11 protein-coding genes are annotated in these 18,845 nt (G+C 61.0%); 4 read left to right on the forward strand and 7 right to left on the reverse strand.

Features of this window, described 5'->3' with window-relative positions; genetic code table 11:
- Genes GUY23_RS14440 through GUY23_RS14460 form a run of 5 tightly spaced genes read right to left on the reverse strand, consistent with a single transcriptional unit; the run spans window position 1 to window position 6,283 of the window.
- Complete coding sequence (locus GUY23_RS14440) at window positions 1-1,812, reverse strand: ABC transporter ATP-binding protein (RefSeq protein WP_166973396.1); 1,812 nt, start codon at window positions 1,810-1,812, stop codon at window positions 1-3.
- Window positions 1,812-2,729, reverse strand: a complete 918-nt coding sequence (locus GUY23_RS14445) for an ABC transporter permease (protein WP_208085366.1) — start codon at window positions 2,727-2,729, stop codon at window positions 1,812-1,814. The genes GUY23_RS14440 and GUY23_RS14445 overlap by 1 nt, the downstream gene beginning before the upstream one ends.
- Window positions 2,726-3,679 (reverse strand): ABC transporter permease, encoded by a 954-nt coding sequence (locus tag GUY23_RS14450; RefSeq protein ID WP_166973398.1) that lies wholly within the window; start codon window positions 3,677-3,679, stop codon window positions 2,726-2,728. Before GUY23_RS14450 ends, GUY23_RS14445 begins: the two co-directional genes overlap by 4 nt.
- Window position 3,680: 1 nt before the next feature.
- Entirely contained in the window at window positions 3,681-5,228 is a 1,548-nt protein-coding gene (locus tag GUY23_RS14455; RefSeq protein WP_166973400.1) for an ABC transporter substrate-binding protein, read from the reverse strand.
- 11 nt (window positions 5,229-5,239) lie between these two features.
- Entirely contained in the window at window positions 5,240-6,283 is a 1,044-nt protein-coding gene (locus GUY23_RS14460; protein ID WP_228282383.1) for a TetR family transcriptional regulator C-terminal domain-containing protein, read from the reverse strand.
- A gap of 176 nt (window positions 6,284-6,459) precedes the next feature.
- On the opposite strand from GUY23_RS14460, the gene GUY23_RS14465 reads away from it, so the two are divergent.
- Window positions 6,460-8,211, forward strand: coding sequence for a stealth family protein (locus GUY23_RS14465; RefSeq protein ID WP_166973402.1), 1,752 nt, complete (start codon window positions 6,460-6,462; stop codon window positions 8,209-8,211).
- A gap of 21 nt (window positions 8,212-8,232) precedes the next feature.
- Here GUY23_RS14465 and GUY23_RS14470 read toward each other — a convergent pair whose 3' ends face one another.
- Window positions 8,233-9,699 carry a polysaccharide pyruvyl transferase family protein gene (locus GUY23_RS14470; RefSeq protein WP_228282385.1) on the reverse strand — a complete coding sequence of 489 codons (1,467 nt, stop codon included), beginning with the start codon at window positions 9,697-9,699 and terminating at the stop codon, window positions 8,233-8,235.
- Window positions 9,700-9,914: 215 nt separating this feature from the next.
- Between GUY23_RS14470 and GUY23_RS14475 the strand changes: the two genes are divergently transcribed.
- The 3 genes from GUY23_RS14475 to GUY23_RS14485 all read left to right on the forward strand — a co-directional run bounded on the left by GUY23_RS14475 (window position 9,915) and on the right by GUY23_RS14485 (window position 15,670).
- Window positions 9,915-13,328, forward strand: a complete 3,414-nt coding sequence (locus tag GUY23_RS14475; RefSeq protein WP_228282392.1) for a CDP-glycerol glycerophosphotransferase family protein — start codon at window positions 9,915-9,917, stop codon at window positions 13,326-13,328.
- 314 nt (window positions 13,329-13,642) lie between these two features.
- Entirely contained in the window at window positions 13,643-15,193 is a 1,551-nt protein-coding gene (locus GUY23_RS14480) for a glycosyltransferase (protein WP_166973404.1), read from the forward strand.
- Between the two features lie 54 nt (window positions 15,194-15,247).
- On the forward strand, window positions 15,248-15,670 hold the full coding sequence (locus GUY23_RS14485; protein ID WP_166973406.1) for a glycosyltransferase family protein: 423 nt from the start codon (window positions 15,248-15,250) through the stop codon (window positions 15,668-15,670).
- Between the two features lie 252 nt (window positions 15,671-15,922).
- Here the strand turns inward: GUY23_RS14485 and GUY23_RS14490 are convergent, their stop codons facing one another.
- Entirely contained in the window at window positions 15,923-18,826 is a 2,904-nt protein-coding gene (locus GUY23_RS14490; RefSeq protein WP_166973408.1) for a polysaccharide pyruvyl transferase family protein, read from the reverse strand.
- Between the last annotated feature and the right edge of the window lie 19 nt (window positions 18,827-18,845).

Raw genomic sequence — 18,845 nt, forward strand, 5'->3', positions numbered from 1 at the left:
TCAGAACTTCGGCACGTCCGCAATCAGTGCCCGCGTGTACTCGTGCGTCGGGTTCTCCAACACCGAGGCGGTCGGTCCGTAGTCGACGATCTTGCCCTTGTTGAGCACGGCGAGGTTGTCCGCAATGTGCCTCGACAACGCGATGTTGTGCGTGACGAAGAGCATCGCCAGCTGCCGCTCGGCCCGCAGCGTGCGCAGCAGCCCCACGATCGAGGCCTGCACACTGACGTCCAATGCCGAGGTGATCTCATCGCAGACCATCACCGACGGTGCGTTGACCAGAGCTCGGGCGATCGCCGCCCTCTGCCGCTCACCGCCGGAGAGGTCACCGGGACGCCGGTGATAGAACGACCGCCCCAGCCGCACCGAATCGAGTGCCTCCTCGACGGCGGCCTTCCGACTCGCGGCCGTGCCCTCCCCGCTCATCTCCAGCGGCACCGTCAGCGACTGTCCGATCGACCGGCGCGGATTGAGCGAGGAGAACGGCGACTGGAACACGTACTGGATGCCGACCCGCTGCTCGTTCGTGCGCTTGCGCGTCGACCGTGCCAGTTCCGTGCCCCGCAGCCGTACCGACCCCGAATAGTCGTCATTGAGCCCGGCCACGCATTGCGAGAGCGTCGTCTTACCCGACCCCGATTCGCCGAGCAGCATCGTGCACTCCCCCGGCTCGAGGACGAGGTTGATCCCGTCGAGGATCTGCGCCTTCCCGTAGGCAAGCGCCACATCCGTGACCTCGAGCAGGGGCGCATTCGCCGAGGCGACTCGGCCGTCCCGCTCCCCCGCGGAGGCACCAGGCTCCCCCGCCGAGGTGGCCGCACCGTCCCGTACCTCACCGTCTGATCCGGAACCGCCCGACTTCTCCGAGCCGGGCTCCCCTGTCGAGACGAGAATGTGCGTCTCTCCGTCCTCCTCCGAAGGCTTCTTCTCCTCGGCGGCGCCGTCTCCGATGGCCTTGCGGCCGGCGAGGTCGGGCACCGCGGCCATGAGCATCTGCGTGTATTCGTGCTGCGGGTCCTCGAGAACTGACGCTACCGGTCCTTCTTCGACGAGGTTGCCGCGCAGCATCACGGCCACCCGGTCGGAGAGGTCCTTGATCACCGCGAGGTCGTGGGTGATGTAGAGGCCGGCGACGTTGTTGGCCACCGTCATCTGTCGGATCGTGTCGAGCACGACTGACTGCGTGGAGACGTCGAGGCCGGTGGTCGGTTCGTCGAGGATGAGCACGTCGGGGAACATGGCAAACGCCATGGCGATGCCGATGCGCTGCTGCTGACCGCCGGAGAGCTGATGCGGCCACCGTTTCTGATACGCCTTGTCACCGGGCAGACCGACGTCGACGAGCACCTCGGAGACCCGGTCGGTCCGCTCCTTCTCAGAGTTCCCGAACCCGTGGATGTCGAGGACCTCACGGATCTGCTCACCGACGCGCATAGTCGGGTTGAGCGAGAGCGCAGGGTCCTGGGGGATGTAGGCGATCCGGGAGCCGCGCAGCTCACGCACGGCCACCTCGTCGAGGTCACCGACCTCCACATGGGTGGCCTCACCGCGCGGCCAGATACTCACGGAACCGGACCCGAATTTCAGGCCTTCCCGGAAATGGCCCATGCAGGCCAGGCCCGCCGTGGTCTTGCCGGAACCGGACTCGCCGACGAGCCCGAGGATCTCTCCGCGGGACAGGGCGAAGTCCACGCCGTGGAGGATCTCGTCACCGGCGTTCGTGAGCACCCGCAGGTCGGACACCCGCAGGACGATCTTCTCGTTCGGTTCGTTCGCATCGTCGTGGCGAACGGTCTGCGTCTTCGTGCTCATCAGGCCTCCACTGATGTCGATGCGGTGGCTCGGGCGAAGGAGTCCGCGAGCAGGTTGGTGCCGATGGTCAGCAGCGCGATCGCGATGACCGGCAGCAGCACACCCCAGGGTTGGATGGACAGGGCGATGCGGTTCTCGTTGATCATCAGGCCCCAGTCGGCGGCCGGCGGCTGCAGGCCGAGTCCGAGGAAGGACAGTGAGGCGATGTAGCCGATCGAATAGGTCAAACGCAGCCCGGCCTCCACGCTCAAGGGTCCGGTGATATTGGGCAGAAGCTCACGGAAGAGCACCTTCCACCGCGGCATCGCGTACATCTCCGCGGCTTTGATGTAGTCCTCGGTGATCACCCCCAGTGTCGCCGACCTCGCCACACGGGCGATGCGCGGTGCGTGGGTGAGCCCGATGACGGTCACGAGCACCCACCCCTGCGGGCCGAGCACCGTGATCGCCAACAGCGCGAACACGAGCTGCGGGACGGCGAGGATGACGTCGTTGAGGCGCATGATGACGGCGTCGAACCGACCGCCGACGTAGGCGGCGAGCATGCCGACGATCGCACCGACGACCATGCCGAGGACGGTGGCGAGGACACCGTAGACGATGAGGGTCAGCCCGCCGGCGAGGAAGCGGGAGAACACATCACGGCCGAGGTTGTCCGACCCGAACAGTCCGTAGGAGCTGAAGGGCTTCGTGACGAACTGGGTGGCGGTGTTGCCCGTCGCCCACGGCAGCAGCAGCGGCCCGCACAGGGCGAGGATGACGATGATGAGGGTGATCGTCAGACCGATCTTGCCCTGCTTCTGCGCGAGCACCCGCTTGTAGAAGGGAACGTAGGTGGTCTGGGACTCCTTGGGAACCTCGGCGGCGTCGGTGGCCGCGGATTTGAGGTCGTCGAGGCTGTTGGCATCGGTGCTCATGCTGCGCTCCTCAGTTTCGGGTTGGTGAGGATGCCGACGACATCGGCAGCCAGGTTCACCACGACGTAGACAGCGGCGACGAGCATGGAGATCGCCTGGACGACCTGCACGTCTCGGTAGGTCACCGCGTCGATGAGTGCTTGTCCGAGTCCCGGGTAGCGGAAGAGGAACTCGACGACGACCACGCCGCCGGCCAGCCAGGCCAGCTGGATCGCGACGACCTGTGCGACCGGGCCGAGTGCGTGCGGGACGGCGTGGCGCATGATCACCCGGGTCTCGGGCACGCCTTTGAGCCGAGCCATCTCGACGAAGCCGGAGTCGAGGACCTCGATCATCGTCGCCCGCATCATCCGCACGATGTAGGGGGTGACGACGAGGATGAGGGTCAGGGTCGGCAGGATGAGCTGTTCGGGTCGGTTCCACACGGGTTCTCCCGGTGGGGCGAGGGTCACGGCGGGCAGGATCTGGAACACCGAGGTGGCGAAGATCGCGATGAGGCCGATGCCGATGACGAACTCGGGCATGGCCGCAAGCACGAGGCTGATCCCGGTCATGGCCTGGTCGCGACGCTTGCCGCGATGCAGGGCCTGGTAGACGCCGAGGCCGATGCCCAGCGGCACGGAGATGATCGCTGCCAGGCCCATGAGGACGAAGGAGGCTCCGATCCGGTCGGCGAGGAGTTGGGAGACAGGTCCCCCGGACGCCGAGGAGGTGCCGAAGTCACCGACGAAGAGTCCTCCCAGCCAATGGAAGTAGCGCAGCCAGGCGGGACCGTTGAGTCCCAGCTGCTCGTTCAGCGCCGCAATGCGTTCGGGAGTGGCCTGCTGGCCGAGGATGGCCCGGGCCGCGTCGCCGGGCAGCAGCAGGGTGGCGCCGAAGACGAGGAGGGACACGGCGATGAGGATGAAGGCGGAGAAGACTAGCCGCTTGCCGATCACTTTTCCGAACATGTCACACCTCTCCGATCCATACGCGGTCGAATCTCCAACCGCTCAACGGCCGTCCTGTCGCATTGGGGACGAGGCCGCCGACGTACTTCTGGAAGGCATCGACCTGGTTGGCGAAGCCCCAGATGATGTAGCCGCCTTCGTCGTAGAGCATCTTCTGCGCTTCGTGTTCGAGATTGCGCCGGGCCTTCGCATCGGACATCGCTCGCGCCTTCTTCACGAGCTTGGTGAACTCTTCGTCGTTCCAATGGGTTTCGTTGAACGGCGATTCCTCCATCACGCAGGACACGCATTGGGCGAGGAAGTCACGGGTGTTCCAGAAGTCCTGGGCGAAGTCCCATTTGAGGTATTCGTCGCCGAAGAAGGTCGTAGCGTCCACCTTGCGGATCTTCACCCGGATGCCGGCATCGGCTGCCTGCTGGGCGAAGACCTGGGCGGATTCGACGACGCCGGATTGAATGGGCGCGGTGACCAGTTCGACGTCGAGGCCATCCGGGTAGCCCGCCTCGGCGAGGAGCTTCTTGGCTTTGTCGACGTCGCGGTTGCGCTGGGGGAAGCCGGGATAGTTCGGGTCGAGCGGTGCGAACATGTCGTTGCCGAGTGTGCCGAAGCCGGAGAGGACCTGTTCGATCATCTGCTCACGGTCGACGACGAGGCGGAAGGCCTGTCGGACCCGCACGTCGTCGAAGGGCTTCTTGTCCACACGCATCGTGAACGGCAGCCACATCCCCGTCTCGGAGTTGAGGATGCTCATCCGCTCATCGGCGTCGATGACTTCGACGAGGGCCAGCGGGATCTGCGCGATCGCGTCGACCTGGGTCGACAGGAGGGCGTTGATGAGCGCGTCGGTGTCGTTGAAGTTGAGGATCTCAACCTTGTCGAGGTAGTTGCCTTCGGTCCGCCAGTAGTAGTCGTTGCGTTTGATCACCGTCGACTGGCCGGGGGTGTGCGAGACGAGGGAGAACGGACCGGAGCACACCGGGTTCTTCGGATCGTAGTCGGCCGGGACGATGCCGGTGGTGTATTCGGAAACCGAGTCATCAAGGATGCCGTTGGGTTCGGAGAGCCGGAACTCGACCGTGCGGTCCCCGGTGGCGACGACCTTGTCGAGCATGGTGAAGCTCGCCGCGGCGGTCTTCGGATCGTCCGGGTCGTTGATCCGCTCGAAGCTGAACACCACGTCGTCGGGGGTGATGTCGCGTCCGTCGGAGAACTTCACGCCTTCGCGCAGGGTTGCCGTCCAAACGGTGGCGTCGTGGTTGCGTTCGAAGGACTCGGCGAGTTCGGGCTGGATCTTGTAGTCGTCAGTCCGCGACAGCAGGCAGTTGTAGAGGTTGACGGTGCGGGCGATGTCGCCGCTGTTGACGGGGATGTGGGCGTCGACGGTGTCGGCGGAGTTTCCGCCGGTCACTCCCACCCGCAGGGTTCCGCCCTTGACGGGGTCACCGGCGTCGGCGGCACCGACGGTCCCTCCCCCGCACGCGCTGAGTCCGGCGACCGCGGATACCGCGAGTCCGGCTCCCAGCGCTTGTCTTCGGTTCGGTGTGTTCATGTGCCTTCTTCCTAGGACGTCGGTTCGGGCCGGCCGACTGCGGCGGCCCGGTCTGACTTCGGGGTTCGGGTGTCGTCGGTGAACGCGTCGCTGTTGAGGATGTGAGCGTTCAGATAGTTCTCAAGCATGGCCAGCGCCTCGTCGTCCGTGATGGGCATGTGTTCGGTGGTGCGGGCCACGCCCAGGCCGTCGATGAAGATCGACAGGGATTTGACCATGAGCGCGGTGTCACCGGTCCTGATCGTTCCGGATCTCTGACCGCCGTCAATGACCGTGGTGATCATATCCATCCACTCGCCGTAGACGGAGGTGAGGTTCTCGCGGGCGCTTTCGTCGGTGGCTGCACGGGCCCAGCACTGGAGCCAGATCGACCACACTCTCCGGATCTTCGGGTCAACTCCGGCATGGATGCGTGCGAAGTGGCGGAGCACGCCGATGGGGTCGGCGGAATCGTTGAGGTGGCGAGTCTCGGCGATGACATCGAGGGAGTGGCGCAGGGCCGCCTGCAGCAGCTGGTCTTTCGTCCGGAAGTGGTAGTTCACCGCCGAGGCGCTCACCCCGGCCGCATCTGCGACGTATTCAGTGCGGACCTTGTCGATGCCGAGATCGGCATAGAGCCGCCAGGCTGCAGCGATGATCTTCAGCCGATTGCGAGTGCCCTTCGACATCCAGTCCAGTTCGGAGGCCGGCCCGAGGGCCGCTCCCCCAGCGGCTTGCCCCATGCGCGCATCACCCGCGAGATCATCTGCGGAATCGTTGGCAGGTGATTCGCTGAGAGTAGGAGGAACGTCGGCGACCATTGTTCGCCGAGGCGGCCGTGCCGTTCGCCCGGTCGTCAGCCAATCCGTGGTGACCCCGGTGAGTTCGGCGATGTGAGAGATCTCCTCGACCCGGAATTTTCGTGTTCCAGCGAGGGATTTCGACAGTTTGCTCGCGTCGAGGCCGATGCGCCGGGCGACTTCGCTGTGGTTGACTCCCGCGTCTCTGATGGCGATGCGGACACGGGTGACCAGCGACTTCGGTGCGCTCTCAGCGCTTTCGCTCGTCGTGACCACCCAAACAGTCTGCACATTAGTTGCGATTTTAGCAAGACTTACTAGGGTTTTGAGTAGTTTATTGTGATGCTCGGGTGTGCCGACGAAGAGCATTTCGCAGACAGCAATCGTGAGGTTCATCAGCAAGTTGATACCCATTTATCGAGCGGGGACGATAGAGTCACACTCAACGAACCTTGGCGGCATCCCCTTATCACTGCCGCCCATCCCCTGATTCCGGTATAACGCAGGGAGGCGTTACCAGAATGTGGTACTCACCGTCGTCGGTGCGTTCGTTCCTCGCCGACAGGTTGACTCCTGAACGTAAGGCTTGGTTCTCTCGGACGCGTCATGGTGAACAGTCCTGGCAGAAACCAGCTTCTCTCAGACGTCGTCGTTCGACCCCGAGCATCTCCTCGACAAAGCCGTCGACCTTCGACGCTCGAGACGAACAGGTTCAGGCGCTTTCGGCAGTGCGATCGGCATTGGCAGATGCCGGCGTCGAATTCGCAGAGCTCCCACGGCTGAGCCATTTCCGCCCGACTCTGGTCGTCGACGCGAAGAACACCGATGCAGTCGTGGCTGCCTTGCGCGGTCTTCCAAGCGGGGGCAACGCTGTGACTGACGCGAGCGAGTCCTGGTCGGTCCGGTTCCGCAATGTCCGAGGCGCGAGGCTGAGCCGACGAACTGCTCGCGAACGCCCGGCCAGGCTCGGCAGCGTGACATGTCTGCGCCGCCTCCGCGCCGTCAACGGCAGAGAGCTCACCACCTCGGCGCTGACCATCACAGTCGAACTGTGGAAGAAGGTGGGCGATGATTCGCCGCGAGCCGACGGTGCCAACCACCTGCCGGGGACTCTGGTTCGACGCCAGAATGATCACTCTCTCACCGTCGACTACATCGAACCGACGGTCTGGCATGCTGCCGTCAACAATGACGGTCGGCTCAGTCTGCCGGCGCCTCATCTTCGGGTGCTCAGCGAACCGGTCGACGCCGTCTACACCTGGGTGGACGGCTCCGATCCCGAATGGCGCGCGCGGATGCAGGCTGCCCGGGACGACGCTGATCTGAGAACAAACGCGCCGAGCTCCGTCTCCAACTCTCGGTTCACTTCACGCGATGAGTTGCGCTTCTCTCTGCGTTCGCTCGAATACTATGCATCGTGGGTACGTCGGATCTTCATCGTCACGGACGGGCAGATTCCATCGTGGCTGAACACCGACGATCCGAAGATCACCGTGGTCGACCATCGCGACATCTTCTCCGACCCCAGCGTGCTACCCGTCTTCAATTCGCACGCCATCGAATCGCAGCTGCATCACATCCCGGGACTGGCCGACCACTACCTCTACCTCAATGACGACTGCTTCTTTCTCCGCCCGACCGACCCGGAGCTGTTCTTCACCGCGAACGGACTGACCCGACACTTTCCCTCGACAGTGCCCGTCGATATCGGCAGTTGGACTCCCCGCGATCTCCCCATCATCTCAGCGGCGAAGCGAGGGAGGGACTACGTTCTCGAGAAGTACGGTCACACCATCACTCACCGGTTCAAACACACCCCTCACCCACAGCTGCGGCAGGTTCTCGAGGCGATGGAATCCGAAGAGCCCGATCTGTTCGCCACTGTCGCGGCGTCGCCCTTCCGTGCACCGGAAGATGTATCGATTCCGTCGTCCCTGCACCACTTCGATGCATTTGCCAGAGGCAAGTCCGTGGAAGGACGCATCGGGTATCAGTTCGTCGATCTCGCCCAGGAGGACCTCGAGCTGCGGCTGCTCAGAGTCGCCCGACGTACCGATCTGGATGTCTTCTGCCTCAATGAGACCGACCTGCCGGAGGGCTCTGAGGAGAAGGTCGATCGACTCGTGGCTCGCTTCTTCGACGATCGTTTCCCGGTACCGTCAAGGTTTGAAAACGACGAAGGCCCGCATGCGATCGATCCATGACGTTGCAGACCACTTGTAACCTCACCTTTGGCGACGCCGACCGATCATATTCTTCACGCTGAGTGGAATTCCCAAAAGTTTGTTGAGCCTCCGGTCGGTCCGATTCGCCGTGGCGCGGACTTCTGCCGCGGACGCCTGTGACCTCTTCAGAGCGGCTTCGGTCCTCGACAGTCGTTTCTCAAGGTCACGTACATGCTTCTCGAGCTCGGCAGACCCACCTGACCCGGTCCCGGATTTCAGCCCTTTCTGGGTCTTCTTGAGGGCAAGGTAGCGCTGCTGCAGCACTGCGGCCATACGGACGAACTCAGGTGGACGATCCTGCCACAGACTCGTCTGCGGTTCGGGGAACTCAGTGGCGCCGAGTCGGCGACCGTAGTCGGCCAGGGCGTCTTCCTGGCCGGGTTCGTAGATGTGCGAGAAACCGTTGGCGTGGATGAAGTCAGCCAGTCGGTCGAATCTTTCAGGCTGGCCGCGGTTGAATTCGGAGAAGTCGGCCTTCTCGTAGAGTTCGGCGACCGTCAGCGGTGCTTCCTCCACGGTCAGGTCGATGGCCGGGACACCGTGGTATCTCGACAGTTCGAGCGTCCGACCGTCATGAGCGAGGACGATTCCGGGAGTGCCGGCGAGAATGCCTGCGACGTTTCCGTGGATGCGGGGTCCGAACGAGAAGCTCAGCTCACCCATCCTGCGCATCCACTCTGGAGCATCCAGCTGGAACTGGGCCTTCTTCGCCGTGAACTGAGGATGGCTCCGGTCCAGCGGCAGACTTCGATCATGCCCCTGGTAGGGGTCAGTGCCCCACAGCATGAACTCCAGCGTGGCGAGATCCTGTGGCATATACGTGGAGTCGTAGTTCAACTCTGCGTCTTGGACGAGTTCGCTGCCGAAGGGATTGTTCGTCTGCAGATTGTAGGCGATCGGCGATCCCGACGGCAGCGCGTCGGGTTTGTCCACCCGATGCCCGCGACCGTTCATCGTCATGGAGGGACACCCGACCACGATGACGTCTTTGAACCCGAGGGACTTGAGGTACTCCGCGGTCAGCTCTCCCCGCACTGTCAGCGCGCTGGATTTCTCCAAAACCGCCTTGGCGAATCGTCTGACTGTCGGTTCGATCTTCTTCAGCGCGGCGGGGTCGCCGTCGAGCGGCAGCTGAGCTCCGCCGGAGAGCATCAGGAAAGGGATTGTCAGTTTTTCGATGAAGTCGGCGGTGCGAGCCAGCTCTGCCTCGAACCCCGGTCGGAAGGCGTTGGCAAGCGGCAGAATGAAACCGTCGTACTCGTCATTGACCTTCGGCGCCATCGCGCCGTTGATCTTGTAGCGATTCGCGTCGACGACGGTGTCTGCTGTCGAGAACAGTTTGTGAGCGGCCATGCCGAAGATCAGGTTGCCGTTGTTTCGCCCGATGGTATTGCGATCGAGCGTATCGAAACCGTCGAAGACCTCGAACGGAGTCTTGCCCAGACGCATCAGAAATCGCTTACTCATGTGCACGCCACCATTGGTCGTCGGTTGAGAGACGTCGTTGCCCTCGATGCACACCCTAGCCTCTGCCGATGGCTCGGGCCACCGTGGACGAAACTCAGAGCTCTTCCATTTCGGTCGAATGTATTCGGCATCGCCTCCTGCCGGATGGGACGATGTGGACCTAGACTGGAACCGCGTGGGACATACCCGACAACGATGTTTTGGAGGAATCCACAGTGGAGTTGAGGAACCTCTTCGCCCGCTCGGCGATCAGAGTTCTGGGGACAGCCAGACGGACATTGAAGAAGGCGACGCGTACCTCAGCACGAACTCCCGCCTCCGGACCGGTGAACTCTGCCGGACTGGCTTCGCTCGACCTCGTTCAGGCCCAGAACCTGCTCCACATCGACCTCACACCAGCCTCACCCGTCGTCCCGAGCGGACTGTGGGTGGAGCATGACGAGGATCTGCACCGCATCGGCTCGCTAGAGGAGGTGGACTCCGACGCCAACGATAGCGGTGGCGCGGCCGTTCGAACGGCGACCATCGACCTCGATTCACTCATTGAGAACCTGTCCGACTGGACTTCGCCTCCACCGCCAAGTGCCGATGGTGATGAGACCGCCGGATTCGTCCTGCGGCTCTACGTCGAATATGCCGACTTCGACATGGACGAGATGCCGAGTTCCGCGCTCGAGGCCTCATACGACGGCACGACTGTCGCTTTGGTCCGGCTCGGACGAGCCACAAGCACTCGCACTGAGAATCTCGCCTACCGCCGAGTCGGTTACCGCGATTGCTATCCGCTGGTCAACCGCAATGGTCACATCGCCATCGAGGTGGATCGTCCTCACCGCCCCTTTGCCGACGTTCGGAATGAGGGGCTGACGATCCGTGACGGCAGGCTTGAAATCGAGGGCCGGGTCATCGCACGGGGAACCGAATACTCAGACGCAACACTCGTCGTGGTGGGCCGAACCTCGGGATTCCGTGCCGCTGCCGACGTCGAACTCGCTCCCAATGACGAGCTGTCGGAACGACGCTTTGGACTCAACTACTACAGGTTCTCCGCAGCTCTCGACTTCAACGACCTCGTCGACGAGATCAGCGACGACAATGCCGACCTGTACCTCGACCTCGACCCGGTCCTCGGCGATGAGCCCAAGCGCGCCCGAATCGGGAAGAGCCGTTATCTGGTCCGCTTCGGCACCACCGGCAGCACAGTATCCTCCGGCGACAAGACCGTTTCCATCATTCCGTACTACACGTTCAAGGCGAAGTATCCGTCACTCCACCTCGAGACTTTCAACGCCTCTGCCTTTGACTATATGCATCGCCTGGTGGCAAACCGGCGGTCCTGGAATCCTCCGAAGTCGTCTGATCGCAAACCCGTCTGGCTGATCGGCGAACTACCGTATAAGGCGCAGGACAACGGGCTCCAGTTCTTCCGATACATGAGAGATGAACATCCCGAAGTCGATGCCTACTATGTCATCGAGCCGGACTCCCCCGAACGAGTCAATCTCGACGGCTACGACAACGTCATCGACTTCCGTTCACATGACCATATCCAAGTGGCGCTTGCCGCAGACAAGATCATCGGGACCCACCACCCCGACTTCCTCTACCCGACGAGGGAGCCACAATTCGAGAGAGCGCTGCGGGCCGATAAGGTCTTTCTGCAGCACGGAGTCACCGCCGCCAAGTGGATGGTGCCCAACTACGGACGATACGTTCGTGGGTTCGACGTCGATCTCATCACCGTCTGCTCCGAACGAGAGAAGGAATTCTTCGTCAAGGACTTCGGCTATGCCCCTGAGCAGGTCGCAGTGACCGGCTTTGCCCGGTTCGATGCACTATTGGCAGACGACGTCGACGTCAATCCCGGCCAGCTGATGATCATGCCGACCTGGCGTCCGTGGCTGCAGGACCCAGAGCGTTTCGTCGAGTCCGACTATTTTCAGAGATGGAAGTCCCTGCTCACCGGTGACCGATTGCGCGCCCTGGTCGAAAAGTACGATCTCACACCGATCTTCTGTCTGCACCCGAACATGCAGCAATTCAGTTCGCACTTCGATGGCCTCGGCATCCGAGTCGTCGTCCAAGGCGAGATCGACGTCCAGCTGTTGCTCAAACAGAGCTCTATGCTCGTCACCGACTATTCGAGCGTCGCATTCGACTTCGCATTCCTTCACAAACCCGTCGTCTATTACCAATTCGACGACCACCGCTTCGCCCAACCGCATGCGGACCCGGTGGCAGAATTCCCCGGACCTGTTGTCGCCGAAGAGGCTCGGGTCCTCGACGCGGTCGAGAGTGCGTATGAGTCTGGTGGGGCAATGGCTCCCGATTTCCGCAGGCGCGCCGACAGGTTCTTGGCTCACAGAGACACCTCCAGCCGAGAGCGCATCTTCGAAGCGATTCAGAACTCGACGAAACCTACCGTCACCATGGCCGATCGGCTCCAAAGCGAAACGGCACAGTCGGTCTACCGGGTCGCGCGGAGAAACAGGTACTACCTGCCGGTGATGAAGCGACTCTACAAGCTGATGCGTCTGGCTCCGCTCGATGAGCAGACGATCGTCTTCGAGGCCGGGCAGGGGAAGCAGTACGCCGACAGTCCTCGGGCAATCCACGAGGAACTCATCCGACAGGGCGACACCCGACGAAAGGTGTGGATCTACCATAAGCGACTTCCCGTGACCGACCAGCACACAACGGTGGTCAAGCGTCACTCCCCCGCCTTCTTCTGGCATCTCGCGACGGCGAAGTACTGGATCAACAACCACAACTTCCCCAACTACATTCACCGCAGGGATCAGGGCGTGTACATCCAGACCTGGCATGGGACACCGCTGAAGCGGATGTTCCTCGACCAGGACAATTTCTACGGCCGCGATCCCGGGTATGTCGACCGTGTCAAAGAAGCATCGGCACAGTGGAATGCCTTGGTGTCTCCGTCGCCCTACGCCACAAAGGCAATGCGATCGTCCTATGGATACACTGGCGAGGTCTATGAGCTGGGGTACCCGAGAAACGATATCTTGAGAGGTCCGGACACGGTTGACATCAGGGCCGGCGTCCGCAGGCGTCTCTCAATACCCCGAGAGCGCACCGTCGTACTCTATGCGCCGACCTTCCGCGATGACCGGCCCACAACCCGAGGCCGCTTCGCATTCCAGTGGCCCTTCGATCCGCAGGACTTCGTGGAACGATTCGGCGACGACGTCACCCTCCTCGTTCGCACCCACTTCCTCATCAATACGAAGCTCGAAATACCGGAGGAGCTGAAGGCCCACATCATCGATGTCAGCGGATTCCCCGACATCAATGAGCTCTTCCTGGTCAGCGACATGCTGGTCACCGACTACTCCTCGTCGTTCTTCGACTATTCGGTCCTCGAGCGTCCCATCATCTTCTTTGCCTATGATCTCGAGAACTACCGGGACAACCTGCGCGGTTTCTATCTCGACTACGAAACGGAGCTGCCTGGACCGGTGGCCAAAACATCGGCAGCGCTGTTCGCCGAAATCGACAGAGCATCCTCGGTGACGGAAGAGGACAGAGAACGACTGCGATCGTTTGCGAAACAGTACGCCCCCAATGATGACGGACACGCGGCAGCGCGAGTCATCGATCAACTTCTGTAGGACCGCGGGCAACGGCCCGGGCACGATGTGGAGGAACGATGTTCTCACGGCGTAAGAAGTACCTGCCCGAGGCGACTGTCTACGGACTCATCGGCGGAATCCCGAAGACGTTCGGCGGCAGAACCGGTGTGTGTCTGCAGAGAGCTGATGCATTCGCAGAACTCGACGGTCGGCACGTCGAGATCCTGACGCTCTCCCCACGGAATGATGACCCGGAGGCTCTGACCGCTCGGCTGCGTGGCGAAGGGAGGATCGGCAAGAAGGTCACTATTCGCAGTGTGTGGGCCGACCTGAGGCGAGCCTCCCCACACGACTTGGCGCAGATCGCGTCTCACTCGACGGAGTCAATCACCATCGATCCCGCCACGCTTCCCGACTTCGACGGAAAGCCAGAGATCAAGGAACTGGACGATTCGGGGAAGACCTTGCGTTCCGATCGGTTTCGAGAAGACGGCTCACGGTTCTTCAGCTACCGCCTCGGCAGCGAAAACGAGGCGAAGAGTGTCGCTATCTTCGACGCTCGCGGTCGAGCTATCGCCCAATGGAACGAGCAGCACGAACTCTATTTCGCATGGTTCGACTGGCTCATCGGCTCGGAGCAGGCGATCATCATCAACGACGGCCCGCCGCTGGCTCGGTATCTGCACAAGTACCAGAGGGAGAACGTCGTCCTGGTGCAGACTATCCACAGTAAGCATTCCGCTGACCCGACCAAGCGCTCCGAGAGGCTGGGATGGACGTATACGCCCGCGCTGAAGAATGTCGATCGCTTCGATCTCTTTGCCGTACTCACTCAGTCACAGCACTCTGACCTCACCGATCTGAACTTTGTCGTGGACAATGCGGCCGTTCTTCCGAACATGACCGCTGCGACACCGATGCGCCGCATCAAGCCACGGACACCGGGCACGGGCGTGATGCTTGCGCGGACCACGTTCCTCAAACGCATCGACCACGCCATCACCGCTGTGCACAGAGCGAGACAGTCGGGCACGGACGCTACCCTCGATATCTACGGAGTAGCGGATGAAGCGCAGGAGTCATTGGAGGCGCTCGTCGAGGATTTGGACACCAACGGCGCCATTGCGCTCAGGGGGTTCGACCCGCGTGCCAAGCAGAAGTTCGAGAAGGCATCGTTCACACTGCTCACCAGCGAATACGAGGGCCAACCGTTGGTCCTTCTGGAGAGCATGGCTGCCGGGTGCATTCCCATCTCCTACAACATCAAGTACGGTCCCGCAGACATCATCACCGATGGCGTTGACGGGTTCCTCGTGCCCGACGGTGATATCGATGCCATGGCCCGCCGAATCAAAGACATCCATACCATGGACGATCAGAAACTGATGCAGATGAGGCAGGCCGCGATTCGGCGCGTCAGTGACTTCTCTCCGGAAAAGATCACCCAACTGTGGGGTGCGGCTCTGACTCGTGCAGTGGCGAACAAGCAACGTCCGGCCGAAATCGACGGGAATGCGCGCCTGTCAAGTATCAGCGTCACAGGCAGAGTGTTATCTCTCCAGGTCATTCTCATTGGAGACGCTCTGTACAGTCCGGACTGGGCTCTGCTGACATGGACTGAACGAAAGGGCGGACGATTCGGTCGATTGCCTGCCCGACTTGAGCAGATCAACGGCGAGACCCACGTCGTCACCACGGCACACGCGGATGACTTCGCGGCAGTCGATCATGGTCACATCGATTTCTGGGTCGATCTCAGAGTCGCTGGCCATCCTTGCAGACTCCGCATCAAGGGAGCCGACGACGTCGAGCCTCATCGGTTGGGACATTTGGAGTTGTACCCAACAAGATTCGGGAGCCTCAGCATTCGGTTCCCCACGGTCTCTCAAGAAGGCGAGAAATGACCTTGCCAAAGAGTCACCCACCTCGAAACATCTGCAGACGGGCCGTACAGTCCCATGCTCAAATCGCGCCGAAACACCATCAAGAACCTGTCGAAATTCGATCTCGTAGCACAGCAAACTCGACAGCAGCGCGACCATCTCCGCGCTAGCTCGCTTGAAGTAGCGAACACTCGCATCGTCCCCGGTAGCCTGCTCGCCGAGGCATGCACCTCCGACGATGCTCGGCCCCGAGACGAACATGCAGGTATCGTTGTGGCGACCTTGTCGGCTCTCAAACGAGTCGATCATTCGATCCGCAGAATCCACGAGGCGAGTCAGGGTGCGGCGAATGTGTCGTTGGCAGTTTGCGGCTACGACGTCGAACGCGACAACCTCGAAACCCACGTTGACGACCCAGCCTGGACATCGGCCCGGCCAAAGAGCACATTGACGCGACTGACCGTGGGCAGACCCGTGCGATCGACCGCTACCGAGTAGGACGTTCGGAAGTCATAGTCCTCGCCGGCCAGGTTCGCGATCTAGGATCCGCCGAAGTACGCCCGGCCCCCGATTCGACGACGAAATCCGCGCAACTCATCGTCCATTCGACCAGTTCAGCTTCAGTGGTCGCGCCCCGTTCCATGACGAAGAAGGGCGGATGCACGCTTGGTGCTCACTGACGCAGCAGGAAACTCACTCGACTTTGCGAGTTCAGAGCTCTAGATACCTGCATTCGCATCATCAGCACAGCTACTTCCGGTCTCGCCCGCTCCGTGTAGCTTTCAACCTGCGATTGAGTCGTCCACGTTTGGATCCGCCCGAACCGACTTGAGGAAGCTTGGAGACGTCCATGCTCATGCGTTCCTGATAGTAGCCGTAGGATCGACGGAGCTTTCGACTCATCTTCTCCCGGTACTGTCGGCGAGTCGTTCCCGCGTATTGGGGAATATTGCTGCGCAGCTCAACTAGCGAATACGCGGTGGCACTGCTGTCGGGAGCAATAATGCCCTTCAGCCCTGAGAAGAGCGTGGTATAGACAGACATGAGAGTATCTGGGTCCTTGGTGACGCCTTCGTCCATCGCACGGTCGAGTGACTCAATGACGGTTTCAGAGCGCCATTCAGACGCGGGAAGAGCACGTTCGGGGTAGCCCATTGATCGGTAAAAGTCGGGCACCTTGAAATTCCAGGACAGGCCGATAGAGGGGATACCCAATGCGAAGGAGGTGATACTCGCATGGAGTCGATAGGCGATCACGCCGTCGCATGCGCGCAGCTGCTCAACCAGCTCTTCCGGTGAGTTCAAGGTGACGGCGGCCTTCTTCGCGGGGACTCCGTGATGTCTGACGAGAGAATCTAGGAAGATCTCGTCAGAAAAGTGCCCAGTGGTGAATAGTCGATAGTCGTCACCGCGCGCCTCTAGGTCGGCGATCACGGAAAGCCAGAACTTGCGCTGTTCAGCTTCTGGAAAATCGATGCCATTGTCGGCAAAGATCCCCGCCCGTGTCACTACCAATCCTATACGCTTTCCGGAGAAGGCGGGATCTCGTCGAACAGTGCCCTGAACATTGGCGAACACCGTATCAGCGAAAACGGCAGGATCGGCGACCAGTGACGTCGGGATGTCAGAACCGGCAACATACTTCTTGACCGAGTCAAGGTCATCACGGGTAGTGATCTGCCGAACGACAGGAAGGTTGAGAGCCTCCCTGAGTTGCTGCGATCGCGAATCGGAATCGGAATATGGTTCGACTCCGATGCTCGAGAAGAGTACCGGAACTCCGTATTCCTGGGCGAGTTCAAGAGTCCGGATGGTGCGCAAATAGAAGCTCTGATACTTGTAGTTGAAGAGCGGAGCACCGCCGAAGACGATGACATCGGCGCGAGATATCGCCCGCCGTGCAGGTTCGAGAAGTGCTTCGTCCCGAGTGCTCATGTATTTGCGGCTGATGATGCTGGCCGCTCTGCTTCTGATCTTGAGCGAGCCTGTACCGATACCGAGGTTCTTAGCAGCCGCCTTGAGCAGGCTGATGACCGATGCCTCGATGATCTGATCGCCGATGTTGTCTGAATCTCGATTGGTCAAGAGCAGAACTTCTGTCACTGTCCCCGACTCTTCTCCCTCGTTCTGAGGAACGGGGGCCGCTGTTGGCTTCTGCTCCAGCGCCGGTTCGTTCTGCTTTCCTTCTGTTAGTTTCTGATCCTTGTCCGAGAGCTTCTGATAGTTCTCGTATGTCCTCCGCAGTTTGCGATTGACCTTGTCTCTGTAGCCCTTCGGACCTGTTGCCAACTGTCGCGGCATTCCGTCCCAGAGCTCGTCCAAAGTAAAGGGTTTGGCCGTACTTTCGGGAGCAAAGACATCTCTGATGCCGGAGAAGAGCGTGTCATACACGCTCGTGAGGAACTCCTCGTCTTTCTTCACGCCCTCACTCATCGCCTTCTCGAGAACCGGGACGACTTCGGCGGCCGTCCAGTGGTCGTGGCTGAGTGCGCGTTCGCCGTACCCCACCGATTCGTAGAAATACGGGACTTTGAAGTTCCAAGAGAGTCCGACTGAAGGGATGCCCAGAGCAAACGAGGTGATCGAAGCGTGAAGCCTGTAGGCGATCACCCCAGCACAACCACGAAGTTCGCGAATGAGCTCATCGGGCGAATTCACTGCGACTGCCGCCTTGTTCGCCGGCACCCCGTGTTCCTTGATCAGCGTATCGAGGAAAACTTCGTCCGAAAAGTGTCCCGTTGTGAAGAGGCGGTAGTCGTAGCCGCGCTCTGTAAGGACAGCGATGGTATCAAGCCAGAATCGTCGCTGGTCGTCCTCAGTGAAGTCGATTCCGTTATCGGCGAAGATCCCAGCCCGTGTGACGACGAGCCCGATGGTCTTCTTCACAGGAGTCGGAGTCGATGAAGAAGACGAGACACTGGGACCGGTTCTTCCCGAGGATGACGATTGCGCTGCCGTTGCCCCATTCTGCGACGAAGCCGTGCGCTTCGACGGGCCGGAATTCGTTTCCGTGCCCGGTGAAAGGATCCTCTTTACAATGCGCTTGAGCTTGCGCTTTGCCCGCAGGGGAATCGATGGTGGGGGCTTGGGTGCTGCCGGCTTCTCTGGCTTCTTGCGATAGACGATATCGGCGAGAACTGCCGGGTCAGCGACATGTGCAACTGGAACATCCGTTCCTTCTGCGTAGCGCCGCAGCGAATCGATGTCGTCGCGAGTGGTGATCTGCTTGACCACAGGAAGCCCGAGAGCCTTCTTCAAGGCAAGGCTCTTTTTATTGTTCGGATCGAACTTCTCCACTCCGATGCTCGAGAAGAGCACAGGAACTCCGTATTCCTGGGCGAGTTCAAGGGTGGTGATCGTCCGCAGGTAGAAGTTCTGATAGGCATAGTTGAACAGCGGTGCGCCGCCGAAGATGAGGAGATCAGCCTTCGAGAGCTCTTCGCGTGCCGCCGCAAGCAACTCGGGATTCTTCGTCTTCATGTACTTCTTGGAAATGATTCCTGCCGCGCGGCTGGAGATGGTGAAGTCGTCAGCGGCGAAGCCTAGGTTCTTCATCACTCCCTTGATGATGGAAATCACTGTGGCTTCGATGATCTGGTCACCGACGTTGTCCGAGTCTCTATTGGTCAGGAGCAGAATGCGAAGGGGGTTCATGATGGTTCAGGACTCCTCG

This window comes from Brevibacterium atlanticum (assembly GCF_011617245.1).
In the GTDB taxonomy this organism is placed as follows: Bacteria; Actinomycetota; Actinomycetes; order Actinomycetales; family Brevibacteriaceae; genus Brevibacterium; species Brevibacterium atlanticum.